Origin of the sequence: Pyxidicoccus fallax, from assembly GCF_012933655.1 — a bacterium.
Lineage (GTDB): Bacteria > Myxococcota > Myxococcia > Myxococcales > Myxococcaceae > Myxococcus > Myxococcus fallax.
Genome location: NZ_JABBJJ010000277.1, coordinates 1 through 16,687, shown reverse-complemented (window position 1 = coordinate 16,687; position 16,687 = coordinate 1). Strand labels below are relative to the sequence as shown.

Annotated in this window: 16 protein-coding genes; 9 read left to right on the top strand and 7 right to left on the bottom strand. The window is 71.5% G+C overall.

The window, feature by feature from the left end:
- From HG543_RS39495 to HG543_RS39485, 3 genes are all read left to right on the top strand, one after another.
- The coding region (locus tag HG543_RS39495; protein WP_169350089.1) for a molybdenum metabolism regulator at positions 1–617 on the top strand (617 nt) is incomplete at its 5' end.
- 28 nt (positions 618–645) lie between these two features.
- Positions 646–1,053 (top strand): hypothetical protein, encoded by a 408-nt coding sequence (locus HG543_RS39490; protein ID WP_169350088.1) that lies wholly within the window; start codon positions 646–648, stop codon positions 1,051–1,053.
- Complete coding sequence (locus tag HG543_RS39485) at positions 1,050–1,766, top strand: hypothetical protein (protein WP_169350087.1); 717 nt, start codon at positions 1,050–1,052, stop codon at positions 1,764–1,766. Before HG543_RS39490 ends, HG543_RS39485 begins: the two co-directional genes overlap by 4 nt.
- A 22-nt stretch (positions 1,767–1,788) precedes the next feature.
- Here HG543_RS39485 and HG543_RS39480 read toward each other — a convergent pair whose 3' ends face one another.
- A complete protein-coding gene (locus HG543_RS39480) occupies positions 1,789–2,616 on the bottom strand; it encodes a hypothetical protein (RefSeq protein ID WP_169350086.1) in 828 nt (275 codons plus the stop codon).
- Between the two features lie 237 nt (positions 2,617–2,853).
- Between HG543_RS39480 and HG543_RS39475 the strand changes: the two genes are divergently transcribed.
- The 4 genes from HG543_RS39475 (at position 2,854) to HG543_RS39460 (ending at position 8,880) form a co-directional block, all read left to right on the top strand.
- The gene (locus HG543_RS39475; RefSeq protein ID WP_169350085.1) at positions 2,854–4,557 is read left to right on the top strand and encodes a VWA domain-containing protein; all 1,704 of its coding nucleotides are present in this window, start codon (positions 2,854–2,856) and stop codon (positions 4,555–4,557) included.
- A gap of 48 nt (positions 4,558–4,605) precedes the next feature.
- The gene (locus tag HG543_RS39470; protein ID WP_169350084.1) at positions 4,606–5,415 is read left to right on the top strand and encodes a hypothetical protein; all 810 of its coding nucleotides are present in this window, start codon (positions 4,606–4,608) and stop codon (positions 5,413–5,415) included.
- On the top strand, positions 5,412–6,599 hold the full coding sequence (locus HG543_RS39465; RefSeq protein WP_169350083.1) for a substrate-binding domain-containing protein: 1,188 nt from the start codon (positions 5,412–5,414) through the stop codon (positions 6,597–6,599). Before HG543_RS39470 ends, HG543_RS39465 begins: the two co-directional genes overlap by 4 nt.
- A gap of 256 nt (positions 6,600–6,855) precedes the next feature.
- Positions 6,856–8,880, top strand: a complete 2,025-nt coding sequence (locus tag HG543_RS39460; RefSeq protein ID WP_211194464.1) for a glycoside hydrolase family 88 protein — start codon at positions 6,856–6,858, stop codon at positions 8,878–8,880.
- Positions 8,881–8,957: 77 nt separating this feature from the next.
- Here HG543_RS39460 and HG543_RS39455 read toward each other — a convergent pair whose 3' ends face one another.
- Complete coding sequence (locus HG543_RS39455) at positions 8,958–9,329, bottom strand: hypothetical protein (protein WP_169350082.1); 372 nt, start codon at positions 9,327–9,329, stop codon at positions 8,958–8,960.
- Positions 9,330–9,331: 2 nt separating this feature from the next.
- On the bottom strand, positions 9,332–10,057 hold the full coding sequence (locus HG543_RS39450; protein ID WP_169350081.1) for a hypothetical protein: 726 nt from the start codon (positions 10,055–10,057) through the stop codon (positions 9,332–9,334).
- Positions 10,058–10,907: 850 nt separating this feature from the next.
- Here HG543_RS39450 and HG543_RS39445 point away from each other — a divergent pair.
- Together HG543_RS39445 and HG543_RS39440 are read left to right on the top strand one after the other, a co-directional pair.
- Positions 10,908–11,657 (top strand): DUF8692 domain-containing protein, encoded by a 750-nt coding sequence (locus HG543_RS39445; RefSeq protein WP_246357619.1) that lies wholly within the window; start codon positions 10,908–10,910, stop codon positions 11,655–11,657.
- Entirely contained in the window at positions 11,629–12,720 is a 1,092-nt protein-coding gene (locus HG543_RS39440; protein WP_169350080.1) for a hypothetical protein, read from the top strand. Before HG543_RS39445 ends, HG543_RS39440 begins: the two co-directional genes overlap by 29 nt.
- 9 nt (positions 12,721–12,729) lie before the next feature.
- On the opposite strand, the gene HG543_RS39435 is transcribed toward HG543_RS39440, so the two are convergent.
- The 4 genes from HG543_RS39435 to HG543_RS39420 form a co-directional block, all read right to left on the bottom strand.
- Positions 12,730–13,611 (bottom strand): aldo/keto reductase, encoded by an 882-nt coding sequence (locus tag HG543_RS39435; protein WP_169350079.1) that lies wholly within the window; start codon positions 13,609–13,611, stop codon positions 12,730–12,732.
- A 64-nt stretch (positions 13,612–13,675) separates the two neighbouring features.
- Positions 13,676–14,476, bottom strand: coding sequence for a M14 family metallopeptidase (locus HG543_RS39430; RefSeq protein WP_169350078.1), 801 nt, complete (start codon positions 14,474–14,476; stop codon positions 13,676–13,678).
- A gap of 120 nt (positions 14,477–14,596) precedes the next feature.
- Positions 14,597–15,043, bottom strand: a complete 447-nt coding sequence (locus tag HG543_RS39425) for a Spy/CpxP family protein refolding chaperone (protein ID WP_169350077.1) — start codon at positions 15,041–15,043, stop codon at positions 14,597–14,599.
- Between the two features lie 127 nt (positions 15,044–15,170).
- A partial coding sequence (locus tag HG543_RS39420) for a sulfatase family protein (protein ID WP_169350076.1) occupies positions 15,171–16,687 on the bottom strand: 1,517 nt, incomplete at its 5' end.

Below are 16,687 nucleotides of genomic sequence, written 5' to 3'. Positions count from 1 at the left end.
CCCCTCAGAAGGCCCCGCTGCCCCGCCGCGTCCGCCCGGCCACGCCCACGCCCGAGGCCGTGAAGGCCGCCGCGGACGCCCTCGCGGGCCTGCGCGCCCGCCTCGGCTGGCGGAGCTGGGAGGTGACGTCCCGCGCCCGGCGCGCCCGGCGGGCCCTGCTCGCCCTCGGAGGCGTGGACCCCGCCGCCCACCCGGAGCTGGCCGGCACCTTCTCCGCCCTCATGGAGCGCGTGGTGGCCTCTCCCAAGGAAGGCCGCCTGCCGCTACGTCACGCCCTCGCCCTGCTGAGCGCCGTGGACGTCGCCGCCTTCGTCCGCGCCACCGAGCTCTGGCGCCGCGCGTCACGCGCCGTCCCCGCCGCCACCGCCGTGTCCGAGCAGGCCGCGTCACTGGGCGAGCCGGAGCTGGCGCTGCGCCTGGGCACGCTCCTGGCCGAGCGTCCCGGCCTGCGCGGCGGTCCGTCCGAGGAGGGCTGGGCGAAGCGCTGGAAGGCGCTGCGTCCGCACCTGGAGTCGCACCTGTCCGAGTCCGGCGGCTCGCTGGCCGCCTGGGTCAAAGGCGTGGACGCCGGGGGTGATTCACACCTCACCCAGCGGCTGGCCCGCCTGGAGGCGTGAGCCCGCGCCCCGGTGCTACCGTGGGCGCATGACGAGCATCACCCCACGAGTGCTGCTGGCGGCGCTGCTGCTGGCGACGGGCTGCGCCTCCGAGAGCGGCGCGAAGCGCGGCGGCGGTTCATCGGACGCGCGCGTGCAGGAGCTGGAGGCACGCAACGCCGAGCTGCGCGAGGAGCTGCGCCGCAAGGAGGCGGAAATCGAGCAGTCCTTCGCCGCCACCACCCAGGCCGAGGCCGCCGCCGGCCTTCGAAGCCTCGACTGCGCCGGAGTCACGCCGGCCAGCTCGCCCGCGCGAGGCATGCCCCGCTCGGGCGCGGTGCACTCGAAGCTGAAGCTCAACCACCGCGCCCTGCAGCTCGCTCCGAGCTTCTCCGGCGCGCGCACCACCGGAGGCTGGAAGGTGTCTCCGGGCAACTGCCAGGTGAGCTCGCAATGAGCGCGCGAAAGCTGGGCGCCCGTCTGGGCGCGGTGCTGACGGCGGCCCTGTTGCTGGGAGGCTGCGCCGCGGACCCGCGCGTGCGCGCGAAGTCGCTGGAGGACGAGAACAAGCAGCTCGCCCGCTCGGTGCAGGCCGCCGACCAGGCCGTGCAGGGCACCGCTTCCTACCTCGCGGAGATGCAGTCTCCGGCGAAGGCGGGCGGGGCCTTCTCGCTCTACTTCACGCCCGAGACGCTGGAGCGGATGGCCACGCAGGCGGTGCCGTACCGGATGCAGGGCCGCGAGTTCAACAGCAAGCTCAAGGGCGAAATCATCGTCGAGCGGGTGACGGACTTTCAGTTCCTCTCCCGCAACCGGCTGCGCTGCAAGGCGCACCTGCGAGGGGAGAAAATCAAATACACCGGCAGCGTGCCGTCCTTCGCGAAGGGCCAGGTGAAGGACTTCGAGCAGGCCGTCACCAAGGGCGCCATCGCGGACCTGGAGGTGCGGCTGGAGCTGGACGGCCCGCACGTGATTGCCCGCGCGCAGGCCACCGACATCCGCCTGAAGGCGAAGCGCGACTCCAGCGCGGAGAGCCGCCTCCAGGACGAGATGAACAAGAAGGCGCTGCGCCTGCCCCTGGTGTTCGACATGACCATCCAGGGACAGGGCGCCGTGCCGCGCCGGTTGCTGGTGACGGGCAACCACGTCGTCGTCACCTACGCCCCCTGAGTCAGGGGCGGTGTGCCGGCGCTCAGTCCTTGGCGCCGGCCGCCGTGCCCGTGGGCTCGGCCGCCTTCGCGGGGACGAGGTCCGGGTGCCGGTCCATCTCCTCGGGCGGGAAGTTGGCCGCGGCGTCCAGGTAGGCCTTCGGCTGCACGCGCCGGCGCATCGCTCGCGACAGGCCCTCCGGCTCGATGAGCTGGGGCTCGCCTCCCGAGACCTGCTCCACCCGGTGCCCGTCGCAGAAGTGCGCCACGGTGCGGCCGTCCGCGTCCATGCGCACGTAGTAGGCCACGGCCTGTCCCACCTGCGGCTTCTCCGGGCACCAGTTGCCGCGTGCGGAGGCCTCCCTCGCGGGGCCCTCCTCCTTCCACTTGCGCACGGCCTCCTTGCGCTGCGCCGCCGCCAGCGTCCTCGGCGCGTCCGTCAGCCGCGTCCCCGCCGCCTCCACCAGCTCCGCGCCCCGCCGCGCAATCTCCGGGAAGGCCCCGGAGCGGCGGAAGCCACACTCCGGCAGCTTCGCCAGCGTGCCGCGGTGCACCGCCAGCACCGGGGGCAGCGTCTTCATCGCCTCCTGGAGCAGCGCCACGTGCTGCTCGTGTTCCGGCGCCTCGGGGCGAGCCGCGTTCTCCGTCTCGCGCAGGAAGCGTGACAGCAGGCTGTTGACCGCCGTCAGCTCGTCCGACAGCCACCGGGGCTCCGCGTCGCACGGGTTGGCCCTGGCCCCCGCGTAGTCCCGGTAGTCCGCCCGGGACATGCCCAGGGTGTAGCTCTTCACAGGGGGCGCGGGCCTCGACGCGCAGGCGCAGAGCACTGCCCCCAGGCCCGTGTACACGAGCCGCCGAAGGTATGACGTCATGCGCGGATTCTGCCAGCTGGTTTGAGTGCTAACAAATATCACGCCAGGTGCCACCGCCTGGAGAGCGGGCGGCCCCGCGCCGCCGCCTCCCGAAGCGCCGCCACACCTGTGCCTCCGTTGCGTGACGGCTCTGTGACAGGGGTGCAAGAACGAGGTGAGTTAAGGGGTGGGCTCCTTGTGGCGTGGCGTCGGGGCGTTTCACAGTGGCCACCGACGGCGCGTAGGGGAGGACCGGCGATGTGGAAGTTCCATGTGGGATGTCTCGCGCTGGCGCTGCTGGCGGCCTGCAAGTGCGGCGGCCCGGCGGGTGAGGGCGGCGCCGCCCGCACCGGGAGCATCCCCTCGGAGCGGCCCCGGGACGCGGTGGTGCTCACCGTGGCCTACGGCAGCGAGAAGAAGACGTGGCTGGAGGAGCAGGTGCGCGCCTTCGAGGCCACCGGCGCCACCACGAAGTCCGGCCGCCGCATCCGCGTGGAGGCCCGGGCCCTGGGTTCCGGCGAGGCGCAGCAGGAGATTGTCTCCGGCCGGCTGAAGGCCCACGTCTACAGCCCCGCCTCCAGCGCGTACCTGCCGCTGCTCAACAGCGCGTGGACGCAGGCCACCGGGCGCACGCAGCCGCTGGTGGGGCAGGGCGAGCCGGTGCTGCTGTCCCCCATCGTCATCGCCATGTGGAAGCCCATGGCGGAGGCGCTGGGCTGGCCCGGCAAGGCGCTGGGCTGGGCGGACCTGATGGCGGTGGCCGCCAACCCCCAGGGCTGGGCCGCCTACGGCCACCCCGAGTGGGGCCGCTTCAAGCTGGGCCACACCCACCCCGAGTTCTCCAACTCCGGCCTGCTGTCCGTGCTGGCCGAGGCCTACGCGGGCGCGGGCCGCACGCGCGGGCTGCGCGCGGAGGACGTGGAGTCGCCGAAGACGCTGGATTTGCTCCAGCGGATTGAAGGCACGGTGGTGCACTACGGCAAGTCCACCGGCTTCTTCGCGGACAAGATGCTGCAGCGCGGCCCGGGCTACATCTCCGCCGCCGTCCTCTACGAGAACCTCGTCATCGAGTCCTACGCGAAGCCCTCGAGCGCGCCCTTCCCGCTGGTGTCCGTCTACCCGGTGGAGGGCACCTTCTGGTCGGACCACCCGTACGCCACGCTGGAGGCGGAGTGGGTGGGCCCCGAGGAGAAGGAGGCGGCGGAAGCGCTCCTCGGCTTCCTCAAGTCGCGGCCGGCGCAGGAGCGCGCGCTGGCGCTGGGCTTCCGTCCGGCGGACCCCGCCGTGGCCATCACCGCGCCGGTGGACGCCGCGCACGGCGCGGACCCGAAGCAGCCGCAGACGCTGCTGGAGGTCCCCGACGCGGCCGTGCTGGAGAAGCTGCTGGCCGTCTGGCGCCAGACGAAGAAGCCCACCGACGTCATCTTCGTGTTCGACAAGTCCGGCAGCATGCAGGGCCGTCCGCTGGCCGAGGCGAAGGTGGGCGCGAAGCGCTTCCTCGACACGCTGTCCGACCGGGACGAGGTGACGCTGCTCTTCTTCGACAACAACGTGTACTCCCCGGTGGGCCCGAAGCTGCTGGACGCCGCGGGACGGGCGGAGCTGGCCGGCCGCATCGACAGCACCTTCGCCGCGGGTGGCACCGCGCTGTATGGCGCCACCGCCGCCGCGTACCAGGTGGCCCGGGAGCGGGCCCGCCAGCACCCGGGCCGCATCCACGCGGTGATGGTGATGACCGACGGCCGCGACGAGAGCAGCACCCTCACCCTGGCCCAGCTCCAGCAGCGCCTCGGCTCCGCCGACGAGCAGGACGCCGCGGTGCGCATCTTCACCATCGCCTACGGCGACAGCGCGGAAGGGCAGGTGCTGGAGGCCATCGCCGAGGCGGGCAAGGGCTCCAGCGCGCGCGGCGGCGTCGAGGACATCGTCCAGGTGTACCGGGACATGGCCTCCTTCTTCTGACGAGGGGACACGGGACGGGTATGGCCGGCGCGCGAGACGGGGGACACGATGGCCGAGCGTGACGCCACGCTGGCGCGGCACTTCCCCCGGGTGCTGGCGCGCTCGGTGGGGGGCAACCTCAACCTCGCGGTGGCCGGCGCGTCGATGCTGGGCGCGGCGGCGCTCCAGTCCTGGCCCGTGCTCGCGCTGGGCGGCGCGGCCTACGCGGCGCTGGTGGCGTGGGACCTGGCCTCTCCGGCCTTCTGGCGCGAGGTGCTGCGCGGGAAGACGGAAGGTCAGGCCGCCGTCCGCCTGCCGGCGCCGGAGTCGCTGAAGGACACCCGCGTGCGCGACGCGGTGCGGGCCATGACCACCGCCAGGGAGCAGCTGGAGCGCACGCTGAAGGAGTCGCCGGAGGCGGTGCGCTCGCACCTGGGGCTGGCGCTCTCGTCCCTGCACGAGCTGGAGGGCCGGGCGGCGCGGCTGGCGGTGCGCGGGGAGGAGCTGGCGCGCTTCCTGGCCTCGGCGGACGCGGCCTCGGTGCGCGAGGGCATCCGCCAGGCGGCGGAGCAGGCCCGGGCGGCGCGGGACGCGGAGGCGCGCGCGCAGTACGAGCGCGCCCTCGCCGCGCGCGAGGAGCAGCTCGCCGCGCTGGTGGACATCGACGCGGCGCGTGAGCGGGTCCTGGCGAACCTCGCGCGCATCGCCGCGGCGTACCAGGGGCTGCCCGCCCGGGTGATGCGCCTGCGCGCGCTGGATGCGCAGGCGACGGAAACCATGTACGGGGACCTCAACGAGGAGCTGGGCCGGATGAACGGCGAGATTGGCGCCTTCGAGGAGACCCTGAAGTCCATTCACGAGGTTCGAGTCGTCACATGACGCCCAAGGTGCTCATCATCATCGGGTTCCTCGCCGCGGTCGGCGGGGTCTTCTACCTGTCCTCCCACCGCGGCGCGCGGGACGGCGGCGCTCCGCGCGGGGGCGCGCCCGCCACGCCCACGGAGGTGACGGAGATCTCCTTCCTCTACAGCACGGAGAAGAAGGACTGGGTGGAGACCGCCGCGGCGGCCTTCCAGCGAGAGAACCCCCACATCAAGGTCAACCTCGTGGGGCGCGGCTCGCTGGAGTCGGCGCAGGCCATCCTCGACGGCCGTGAGAAGCCCACGGTGTGGAGCCCCGCGGACAGCGCGGTGCTGCGGATGCTGGAGTCGGACTGGGCCACGGAGCCCTCGCGCGGGCCGCTGTTCGCCACCGACGGCGAGGGCGCGCCGCAGCCGCTGGTGATTACGCCCCTGGTCTTCGTGGTGTGGGAGGACCGGGCGGAGGTGCTGCAGAAGGCCAACGAGGGCCGCGCGGTGTCGTGGAAGGCCATCCACAAGGCGGTGGCGAGCGACCAGGGCTGGCCCTCCATCGGCGGCAAGCCGGACTGGGGCTTCGTGAAGCTGGGCCACACGGACCCGACGCGCTCCAACTCGGGGCTGCAGGCGCTGCTCCTGGCGACGCTGGAGTACTACAACAAGCGCAGCGGCCTGACGGTGGGGGACCTGCTGGACCCGAAGTACCAGGAGTGGGTGAAGCAGCTGGAGAAGGGCGTCACCCGCTTCGAGACCTCCACCGGCACCTTCATGACGGACATGGTCCGCTTCGGCCCGTCCCGCTACGACATCGCGGTGGTGTACGAGAACCTGGCCATCTCCCAGATTGCCAACGCGCAGGGCCGCTGGGGCAACCTCAAGGTGTACTACCCGGCGCTCACGCTGTGGAGCGACCACCCGGCGGCGGTGCTGCAGGGCCCCTGGGTGACGCCGAAGCAGAAGGCGGCGGCGCTGGAGTGGCTGCGCTACCTGCGCAGCCGGCCGGTGCAGGAGCGGGCGCTGGCCTTCGGCTTCCGGCCCGCGGACCCGTCGGTGCCGCTGAAGACGCAGGACGCCTCCAATCCCTTCACCCGGCTGGCGCCGCACGGCATCCAGGTGGACGTGCCGCCCGTGGCGGAGGTGCCCGAAGGGCCGGTGGTCCGCAACCTCCTCACCATGTGGTCCCGCGTGGTGGCCGCGGCGCGGTAGGCAGGCAGGCGCGCCGCAGGGTTGAGCCCGCGGCGCCTCGTGACAATTCCTTGCATATGTCACACCCGTCCGGACGCCTCCCCAATTCCGGGGCGGGGAAGGTGTCAGGCAAGGGTCGCTTCGGATGGACCGCGAGGCGACGTTCCGGTCCGCTCGCCACTCCGTGAACCGGGCAGCCAGACGCCATCCTGGGGGGTGTCCCTGGCCACACCCTCCCTACGCCTTCACCTTGCCGGGCGGATGGGAGGGGCTGTCCATGACACGTTGTCTTGAATTGAAAAAGTGGGCCGCGGCGCTGTGTCTGGTGCTGCTGGCGGTGGTGCCGCGCGCGGAGGCCTTCAGCGACGCGGACGCGGTGCGGGTGATTGGCTTCGCGCGCTCTCAGCTCGCGGATACCACGCGCGAGATGCCGGACGAGACGTGGTCGCCGAAGGCGGGGCTGCCGGATGGGACGTGGAGCCGGGAGCCCAACACGGACCTCATCGAATGGACGCAGGGCTTCTTCCCCGGAAGCATGTGGTTCATGTACCAGGTGGGCAGTGAGCCCATCTGGAGGGACCGCGCGGACCGCTGGACGCGCGCCCTGGAACTGCAGAAGACGAACCGCCAGACGCATGACCTGGGCTTCAAGCTCTTCTTGAGCTTCGGCAACGCGTACCGGCTCACCGGTGACAGCTACTACCGCGGCGTCCTGCTCACGGCGGCCGAGTCGCTCGCGTCCCGCTACAACTCGCAGGTGGGCATCATCAGCTGCTGCGACTGGAACTCCGACTGGCAGGTGCCGCTCGTCACCGACACGATGATGAACCTGGAGCTGCTGCTGTGGGCGTCGCAGAACGGCGGGCGCGCGGAGTGGCGGACCATGGCCGTCAACCATGCGCTCCGGACGCTCCAGGACGCGGTGCGGCCCGATGGCAGCTCCTTCCACTACGTGGACTACAGCCGGACCACGGGCGCCATCCGCTCGAAGGGCACGTTCCAGGGCTACTCGGCCAACTCCACGTGGGCGCGTGGCCATGCGTGGCTCATCTACGGCTACACCATGGTGTACCGGTACACGGGCGACGTGCGGATGCTGGAGGCGGCGCGCAGGGTGACGGACTGGTACCTGTCCCGGGTGCCCGCGGACATGGTGCCCAACTGGGACTTCGACGCCCCCTCGCAGCAGAAGGACTCGACGGTGGGCGCCATCGTGGCGTCCGCGCTACAGGAACTCAGCGCCCTGGAGACGGACGCCACCCGCAGGACGCGCTACCGGGACGCGGCGCTGCGCACGCTCGACTCGCTGGTGTCGCCGGCCTACTACGCGGACGGCACCACCAGCCCGGGCCTGCTGCTGCACGGCGTGGGGCACTACCCGGCGGGGCGGGAAATCGACACCGCGCTCGTCTACGGCGACTACTACTTCCTGGAGGCGGTGCTGCGCTTCAACCCGAGGCCGCCGTACCCCTGGTACTCGAAGACGTCCTTCTACCAGAGCCAGCACCTGCTGGGCTCCAGCAACACCGGCGTGCGCACCATCGAGTTCGACATCAACCCGCGCGCCGCCTCGCAGGACGGCACGGTGGGCTACACGGACAGCTCCACGGAGGTGACGGGCTACTCGACCCTGAACCTCACGGTGCGCATGAACACCAGCGGCTACTTCGACGTGCGCAACGGCGGCGGCTACGCGGCGCTCACCCGGGTGAACTTCGTCTCGGGCCAGACGTACCACGTGCGCATCGTCGCGGACCTGAATGCGCAGCGCTACAGCGTCTGGGTCCGTCCGCCGGGGGGAAGCGAAGTCCAGATTGCCCGGGACTACGCCTTCCGCACCGGCGCTCCGGCCATCAATGACATTGGCCGGGTCTCGGTGAGGACGGCCATCGATGACAGCGACTTCCGCGTGCTTCGCCACACCATCGCCTCGGGCGCCGTGGCTTCCGGCACCGTTCCCAAGCCCATCGAGGAGCTGGGGTTGACGGGCGCGTTCCTCGACTCGCTGGGTGCGTTCGAGAACCGGGAGGCGGTGCTGACCGTCGGCGAGGGCGGCGACACCATGGTCTCCGCGGAAGGGGACGGGCCTCCGGGTGTCATCGAGGATGCCACGACCCCGTCGGACCCGCCGGCCTCGGCTCCGCCGGAGGCCACCCCGGAGGAGCCCGAGGCGGTGGTGGATGTGCCGAAGCCGGGAGACCCGGGCTGCGCGAGTGCCGGCGTCGTGCCGCTGCCGCTCGCCGTGCTCGCGCTCGTGGGGCTGGCCCTGCGGCGGCGGCGGACCCGGATGGCCCGGCGCTGAGCACCTGACGAAGTAAGAGGGCCCCGTCCCGCGCATGGCTCGCGCGGTCGGGGCCCTCGTTCATCCGGCGCGAGGCTTCAGCGCGTTTCCTTCTGGTAGGCCTTCACCAGGGTGTTGATGCGCCGCCCGCTGGGGTCCTCCTTGCGCGGGTCGGCGATGACGAGCACCGTCTTCCCGGAGGCCACCGACGAGCCGACGGCGTTGCCCACGAGCTTCCAGCCCGCGTCCTCGGCCTCCTTCGCCTTCTCCTTGCTGTCGAAGACGCACACGGTGGCGTCGAGGCCGCTCACCTTGCCCGCGTGGCACTTGCCGCCGGGCAGCTTCTCGCCCACGTCGCTGAAGGCGGAGGGCGACTCACCGGCGGCCTTCCACGCGTCGAGCACGTCATCCGGGCCGCTGGAGCAGCCCGCCGCGAGGAGCGCGGTCAGCGCGCAGAGCGTGCGACGCATGCTCAGTGCCGCTCCTTGAACTTCTTGTGCTTGTGCTTCTTGTGCTTGTGTTTGTGCTTGTGTCCCGGGTGGTCGCAGTCGTCGTCGTCGTGCTCGTGGACGATGATGACGTCATGCCGTGCCGGCACCGCGCCCACGTTCACCTCGACCTTCGGCGCCGAGACGTTGACATTCACCTGGAAGATGGGGCCGCGGTAGTGGGACGGCGGGGCCACCGTCACCACCGGGCGGGGGACATTCCACGTGCGATACACCGTGTTGACGCGGACGAGCTGCGGGCTCTCGCGCTTGTACTCCTCGGGGTACTCGCCCGTGTAGTAGTGGACGTCCTCCTGCTCCTCGAAGTCGTGGCGCGGCGGCGGCTCGTAGGCGTGGTAGTGCGGCCCGTCGTGGTAGCAGTACTCCACCACGTCGACGTCCACCTCGATGTTGATGAGCACGTTGAGCACCACCGGATGGTGCCCGTAGTACGCGTGCCGGGTGCCCTCGTAGCCGAAGGGCGTGGGGTCGCCGATGAAGACGTAGGCGCCATCATGCGTGCGGTAGAGCACGTCGGCCTGGATCGGCGCCGCGGTGTGCACGTGCGTGGCCTCGATGTGGCAGAGCCCGTCCGACGGCTGCCCACCGCGCGGGTGCATGCCCGCGTACTTCCACTGCTTCGCCTCGGCGGTGCCCGCGGCGAGCAGCAGCACCGCGCCCACGAGGCCCATCCGGTTCATCCGTGACATCCATCCCTCCGTCATGGAGGCGCACCGTATGCGACAGGCCATGTCGGAGAGGAGGCGCACTTCTCGCAGCCTGAGAAAAGTGTCTGCTCGGCTGCTTGCTGGGGACGTCCTCCACCGAGGGTGTGAAGGAGTTCCACCAGGCTTCATCGCGCATGCAGCCACGTAGCCGGATTCCGCTGTTTCTGCCCTCGCTTCCTACTCACCTCCACCGAGGAGCCGGACACCTGCGGTGGCACTCAGCCGGCGCGATCGCCGACCCCGGACCGGTGAGGAACGGGCAGACGCACGTGGGATGGGGGTGGGGTTCTCCGGCGAGGAAACGGGCAGGCCCTCGCGGAATGGAGATTCCGTTCCGGATGGGCGCGGCCCGGGAGCTGGCGGTTCTACGCGGCATGTGAGGTTCCGTTCCGGCGGGAGCGGCTCCGGGGGCGGCAGGCCCACGCGGACCGGCGAGGAACGGGAAGGCCCACGCGGAGTGGGGGTGCGATTCCGTACCGGATGGGCACGGCCCGGGTGAGTCGCAGCCCACGCGGAATGGACATTCCGTTCCGGGCGGGAAGGGCCCTGTGGCGACAGGCTCACGCGGAATGGAGATTCCGTTCCGGAGGAGAGGGGGCCGGGGGCGCCGCGGGCCCGCGCGGAATGGAGATTCCGTTCCGGAGGAGAGGGGCCCTGTGGCGACAGGCCCATGCGGAATGGAGATTCCGTTCCGGAGGAGAGGGGCCCGGGGGCGCCGCGGGCCCGGGCGGAATGGAGATTCCGTTCCGCGGCATGGCTGGGAACTGGCCCCGCCTCCTTGCTGTTCAGGCGGGTGGAGGTGGCTGTGCGGCGGGGCTCAACCGCGTTCCGGATGAGGTACGTTCCCGCCTCGTCGATGTTCCTCCCTTCCCCCCAGACACTGCGCCGCGGACTGCTCGGGGTCGCGGGTGTACTGACGCTCCTGGGAGTGGGAGTGGAGGTGGCCCACTACGCCGGTGGCGCCCGGTGGGTCGAGCCGCTCGTCGCCTTCCTCTCGCTCAGCTACGAGCGGAACCTTCCCACCTGGTACGCGTCGGGACTGTTGCTGTGCTGCGCGCTGGCGCTCGCGCTCATCGCTCGCACCGCCGTGCTCGCGAAGCAGGCCGGTCGGCACCACTGGACGGCGCTGGCCTGCCTCTTCGCGTACATCTCCCTGGATGAATCCGTGGGGCTGCACGAGCACCTGGGTGGGCTGCTGGAGCTGGGTGGGGTGCTGTTCTTCAGCTGGGTGGTGCCGGCGGCTGTCGTGGTGACGCTCGTGGGGCTCGCCTTCCTTCCGTTCCTCTGGCGACTTCCTCCTCGGCGGCGGACGCAGTTCCTCGTGGCCGGAGTGCTGTACGTGGGCGGCGCGCTGGTGATGGAGCTGCCGCTGGGGTGGTGGACGGAGCGGCACGGCAACGACAACCTCGTGTATGCGCTCATCGACCACGTGGAGGAAGGGCTGGAGCTGGTTGGAGTGAGCCTGTTCCTCTGCGCGCTGATGGAGGAGCTGGGCGAGCGGGTGACGCTCACGGCGCGGGCAACGGCCTTGCCCGAGGTGGAGGAGGCACCGCATGGCCGGGTCGCTGGCGGCGCGCGCTGAGACCGAGGCGCCTCCGGATGCGAGCCCCGTGGCGCCGGTGCACGAGGTGCCCCGAGCGCGTTCGCCGTACATCGTGAGCCCGGTCTACGACTGGGCCTTCTTCCTGCTGCCGCCGCTGCTGGCGCTCGGGCTGGGCATCGCCATCTCGGGCACGGCCTTCAGCAACGCGTCGTTCCGCTTCTTCGGGCAGGAGAAGACGGGGGCCGGGCTGCTGGTGGGCAGCATCATCCACGCGCACCTGGTGGCGGTGTTCTTCCGCAGCCATGGTAACCCGGCCATCTTCCGCCTCTACCCGCTGCGCTTCGTCCTCGTCCCGGTGCTGGCGTGGGCCGCCATCCGGGGCTCGGTGGTGATGGCCGCCGCGGCGACGGTGCTGGCCACGTTCTGGGATGTCTGGCACTCGGGGCTCCAGACGTTCGGCTTCGCGCGCATCTACGACCGAAACCGGGGCAACCCTCCCGAGTCCGCGCGGCGGCTCGACTACTGGCTCAACCACCTGCTGTACGCGGGCCCCATCCTCGCGGGCGCCACGATGCTGGACCACTTCCAGAGCTTCGAGGCCTTCGGCGACGTGGGCCTGCCGTGGCTTGCGTCCGTGCCCGCGCGGATGACGGCCACGCACCGGGCCTGGACGCTGGGCGTGTTGGGCGTGGGGACGGCCTTTCTCGCCTTCTACGTCGTGGCCTCCCTCCGACTGGCGAGGCGCCGCCACCCGCCGTCCTTCCACAAGGTCTTCCTGCTCGTCACCACGGGCGCCTGCTCCATCTACACGTGGGGCTTCAACAGCTGGGGCGAGGCCTTCTTCATCATGAACCTCACCCACGCCGTGCAGTACCTCGCGCTGGTGTGGGCGCAGGAGCGGGGCCGCATCCTGGAGCGCGTGCGGCACCGGAGCGTGGTCCTGGCGCTCGCGCTCTTCCTGGTGCCGGTGCTCGCCTACGGCGTGGGCGCGGAGTTGCTGGACCCGGACCTGGAGAGCCTCTACGCGCTCACGCTCGTCGTGTCGCTGATGCACTTCTGGTACGACGGCTTCATCTGGTCGGTGGCGCGCAAGCAGGTGTGAGGCCGCCGCTCAAATCATCCCGTCCCAGCCGTGGTCGTTCCGGCGGAAGGCCTCGCGGATGGACTCGACGACGTCGGCGGGCAGCGGTCCCTGCTCCAGTGCCCGCAGGTTGCGCCGCAGGTTGTCCAGCCGCCCGGTGCCGACGATGCACGTGGACACGCCGGGCACATGGGCGGCGAAGCGCAGCGCGAGCTCGCTCCAGTCCAGGCCGCGCGAGTCGAGCGCCATGGTGCGCATCCGGTGCCAGTACTCGCCGATGTCGTGCGCGCCGGGGCGCTCGTGGAAGCGCCAGGGCGCGTTGCCGATGGGGCGCTTGGCGATGACGCCCACGCCGCGCTCCCGGGCCCAGGCCACGCCCCGGCCGATGGCGCGCTGGTCGAACAGGTTGACGGACGTCTGCACCACACCGAAGACGCCCGTGCCCAGCGCGAACTCCAGCGCGGCGTTGTCTCCGGAGTAGGCGGCGGCGCGCACCTTGCCCGCCTCCACGGCGCGCACGAGGGCATCCATCAACCCCGGTCGCTGGAGCACCTCCGTGGGACACGAGTGGAAGTGCACCACGTCGAGCACGTCCGTGCGCAGCCGCTGGAGCGCCTGGTCCACGCCGCGGGTGATGCACTCGGGCGTCCAGTCCTCCACGCCGGGCACGCCATAGCCGCACTTGGTGGAGAGGACGAACTCGGAGCGGCGGCCGTGCAGGTGCCGGCCGATGCGCTCCTCGGACAGGCCGTACCCGGGCGCGGTGTCGATGAGGTGGATGCCCGCGTCCAGCACGCCATGCAGCAGCGCGGCGGCGTCCGCCTCCGGCAGGTCCGGACTGCCCACGTGCCCGGCGCCGAAGCCGAGCACGGACACGTGCAGTCCCGTCTTCCCCAGGGGGCGGCGCTCCATCACCGTGAACCTCCTCGCGCGACAGTCGAGGCGCACAGCATGGCACGCCGGCGACCTCTTCGCGTCACCGGCCGCCGCGCGCGGCCAGGTCGATGAAGCCGCGAATCCAGGTGAGGTTCACCGCGTGGCACTTCGCCAGCGGCGTGGGCGTGGTCGTCTCCAGCGCCGCCGCGTAGGGCACGCCCTGGCGCATGTACCAGTCGGTGATGCTGCCGTCGTGGTACTCGATGAGGCCGTCCGCGTCCGTGAAGTTGACCTCGTCCACCTTCTGGTTGCGCACCACGGTGACGTGCTGGGCGCTCGCGTCCGCGAGGGGGCGGTAGGCCGCCTTGTCCCCGAAGGTGTACGCGTACGTGGCCTGGCCGCCCAGGTAGTTGTCCTGGTGGATGTCGAGCGCGGCGTGGGGCGGCGGGAAGCGCGCCAGGTCCGAGCGCACGGCGCGCGTCTCCTTGGGCCCGCCGTCGAACATCACCCAGCGGAGGATGGGCTGCGGGCGGTTGAGCTCGCCCTTCCACTCGCCCGGCGCCACCTCGTAGCGGAGGAAGTCGTTGTTGGGTTTCTCACCGCTGCGGTTGTAGCGGGTGCCGTCCTCGAAGCCGGAGGGGTTGATGCACGGGTAGACGCGCAGGCCCACGCCGCGCTCGCGGGCATGGGCCACCACTTCGGGGAAGTGCTCGGCCAGCGTCAGCGGGCCGGCGGGCTCCTCACCGTGGAAGCCGGAGGTGATGACCAGCCAACGCTCGCCGGGGACGATGAGTCGGAAGAGGGGATATTCCCGGCCACCCTCGGAGACGCGGCCGTACTCGGCCACCTCCGCGAGGGTCACGAACGAACGGATGCGCTGAGCGTAGTCGGTGTAATTCACGCACTTAAACTAGCCGCCGCCTCCGCTGCCGCCCACCCTTTCCCACCTGGGTACAGGGAGGGGGCGTTCAGTGCCCCACGCCCTCGGGCCCGTCTATCGGGACGGGCCCGAGGCGAGGGCTCACTTCACGCCAGTGCGCTCGCGGTACTCGGTGGCCAGCTCCTTGCGCTGCTCCGGCGTCAGCGTGCGGTGCACCTCCAGCACGGCATCCGTCAGCTTGTGGGCGAAGGCACGCATGGCGTCGATGCGCACGTCCACCAGCGAGTGGAGCTTCTGGGCATCCGGGTTGTCGGACGCGAGCTGCGTGAAGGCCTCCGCGCGCGCCGAGTGCTGCTCCTCCATGAGCTGCTTGCCTTCATCGAAGAGGCGGTCCTTCACGGCGTTGATGGACTGGCGCTGAGCGTCGGTGGCGTCCAGGTCGTCCAGCTTGTCGTCGAGCTTCCACGTAATCATCTGACGGATGCGCTCGGGGTCGTGTCCCCAGCGATGACCTCCGCGGAACGCGAAGCCGCTGAGGAGCACGATGGCGAGGACGGCGGAACCGGCGACGGCGAGCTTCTTCTTCATGGCACCTTCTCCTGGGTGGGGCCCCGGGTGGATTCGCCACGGGGCGACGGTGCTCAATGTGCCGGCCGCCCATTGGGGGCGCCTGTACCGGACGTGAAGAAGTATGAAGCCCGCGCGTGCGTGCGCGTCAGCGCCGGCCCCGCGTCCGCGAGGCATGGAACGCCGGCCGCTCGCGGGCGAGCACCTCGCGCAGGGCGCGCACCACGTCCGGGTGCTCGCCGCTGACGTCGTGCGCCTCCTTCGGGTCCGCCACCACGTCGTACAGCTCCACCTTCACGCCGCCGGGCGTGGGCAGCTCCAGGAGCTTCCAGCGGCCCAGGTACACGCCGCGGTGCTTGGCGTTCTGCACGGGCCTCTCCCACTCGGGCTTGAGGGCGATGTCCCCCGTGTCCGGCTCCACCGTGGCCGTCTCGTAGACCCAGGGGTAGGGGATGCGCACGCGCTGGTAGGGCTGGCCGTCCCGGTCGCTGAACCACAGGTCCGTCTCCACGAGCGCGGGTGCGTCTGGCAGCGTCACGCCCTGAGCGCCCGGGCGGACCAGCGGCGCCAGCGAGCGGCCATGGAACGACTCCGGCGCGGGCACGCCGAGCAGCTCCAGCAGCGTGGGCGCCACGTCCACCGCGCGGGCGCGCTGGCGCACCGTGCGTCCCTCGGCCACCTGTCCCGGCATCCGCAGGACGAAGGGGATGCGCAGCGCGGCGCCGCCCCACAGGTGGTCTCCATGGCCCACGCCGCGTCCCTCGTCCGCGAGGTGCTCGCCGTGGTCCGCCAGCACCACCACCAGCGTGGAGTCCCACAGCCCGCGCCGCTCCAGGTCCGCGCGCACCTCGCCGACGAGCTTGTCGAACGCGAGCACCCCCGCGTCGTAGTTGGCCACCAGGGCCCGTACGTCCTCGGGCGTGGGCGGCGCCTCGCCCGGGACTTCCTCCATGCGCGGCGTGGTGCCGAAGCGCCAGGGCCCCGTGTAGCCGGGCTCCACGAAGCGGCCCTCCTCGGGCCAGGGCGCGGCGTAGGGGAAGTGCGGCGTGGAGCCGAAGACGACGAGCGCGAAGGGCTTGTCCTGGGGCAAGCCGTCCAGCGTGCGCCGCACCCCCTTCAGCAGCGGGGCCGGGTCGGTCAGCTCGGGGAACTGGCCCCGCTCCGGGAAGAGGCCGGGCGCGAGCGCCGTCCACGGCAGCAGCGCCACGTGGGTGATGAGCATCCGCTGGCGGATGAGGTCCGGGAAGTGGAAGTCCGGCGCCGTCACGTGTTGGAAGCCGTAGTCCAGGCGGGAGAAGTGGTCCCCCGCGTAGTCCGCCACCACCGCCGTGCTCCAGCCGGCGTCGTTGAGCACCGTGGCCAGCGTGGTGAGCGGCTGCTCGCGCGCCTCGCGTCCCACCAGCGTGTGACGGATGGGGTGCTCACCGGCCCACTGCGAGGTGAGCAGCGTGGTCCACGACGGCGCGGTGCGCGGCACCTGCACCACCGTCTCCTCGAACTGGGTGCCCTCGCGCAGCAGCCGGTCGATGTTGGGCGTGGTGGGGCGCGGGTAGCCGTTGCCGGAGAAGTGGTCCGGCCGCAGCCCGTCCGCGGAGAGGATGAGCAGGTGGGGGCGCTGCTTCGCCTCCGAGGCCGGCGTGCCGGCCCCGCACATCGCCCCCGTGC

What these genes read in the sequence shown, in the direction of transcription:
- HG543_RS39490 (WP_169350088.1), top strand. Translation starts at nt 646, where the DNA reads ATGACGAGCATCACCCCACGAGTGCTGCTGGCGGCGCTGCTGCTGGCG.
- HG543_RS39485 (WP_169350087.1), top strand. Translation starts at nt 1,050, where the DNA reads ATGAGCGCGCGAAAGCTGGGCGCCCGTCTGGGCGCGGTGCTGACGGCG.
- HG543_RS39480 (WP_169350086.1), bottom strand. Translation starts at nt 2,616, where the DNA reads ATGACGTCATACCTTCGGCGGCTCGTGTACACGGGCCTGGGGGCAGTG.
- HG543_RS39475 (WP_169350085.1), top strand. Translation starts at nt 2,854, where the DNA reads ATGTGGAAGTTCCATGTGGGATGTCTCGCGCTGGCGCTGCTGGCGGCC.
- HG543_RS39470 (WP_169350084.1), top strand. Translation starts at nt 4,606, where the DNA reads ATGGCCGAGCGTGACGCCACGCTGGCGCGGCACTTCCCCCGGGTGCTG.
- HG543_RS39465 (WP_169350083.1), top strand. Translation starts at nt 5,412, where the DNA reads ATGACGCCCAAGGTGCTCATCATCATCGGGTTCCTCGCCGCGGTCGGC.
- HG543_RS39460 (WP_211194464.1), top strand. Translation starts at nt 6,856, where the DNA reads ATGACACGTTGTCTTGAATTGAAAAAGTGGGCCGCGGCGCTGTGTCTG.
- HG543_RS39455 (WP_169350082.1), bottom strand. Translation starts at nt 9,329, where the DNA reads ATGCGTCGCACGCTCTGCGCGCTGACCGCGCTCCTCGCGGCGGGCTGC.
- HG543_RS39450 (WP_169350081.1), bottom strand. Translation starts at nt 10,057, where the DNA reads ATGTCACGGATGAACCGGATGGGCCTCGTGGGCGCGGTGCTGCTGCTC.
- HG543_RS39445 (WP_246357619.1), top strand. Translation starts at nt 10,908, where the DNA reads ATGAGGTACGTTCCCGCCTCGTCGATGTTCCTCCCTTCCCCCCAGACA.
- HG543_RS39440 (WP_169350080.1), top strand. Translation starts at nt 11,629, where the DNA reads ATGGCCGGGTCGCTGGCGGCGCGCGCTGAGACCGAGGCGCCTCCGGAT.
- HG543_RS39435 (WP_169350079.1), bottom strand. Translation starts at nt 13,611, where the DNA reads ATGGAGCGCCGCCCCCTGGGGAAGACGGGACTGCACGTGTCCGTGCTC.
- HG543_RS39425 (WP_169350077.1), bottom strand. Translation starts at nt 15,043, where the DNA reads ATGAAGAAGAAGCTCGCCGTCGCCGGTTCCGCCGTCCTCGCCATCGTG.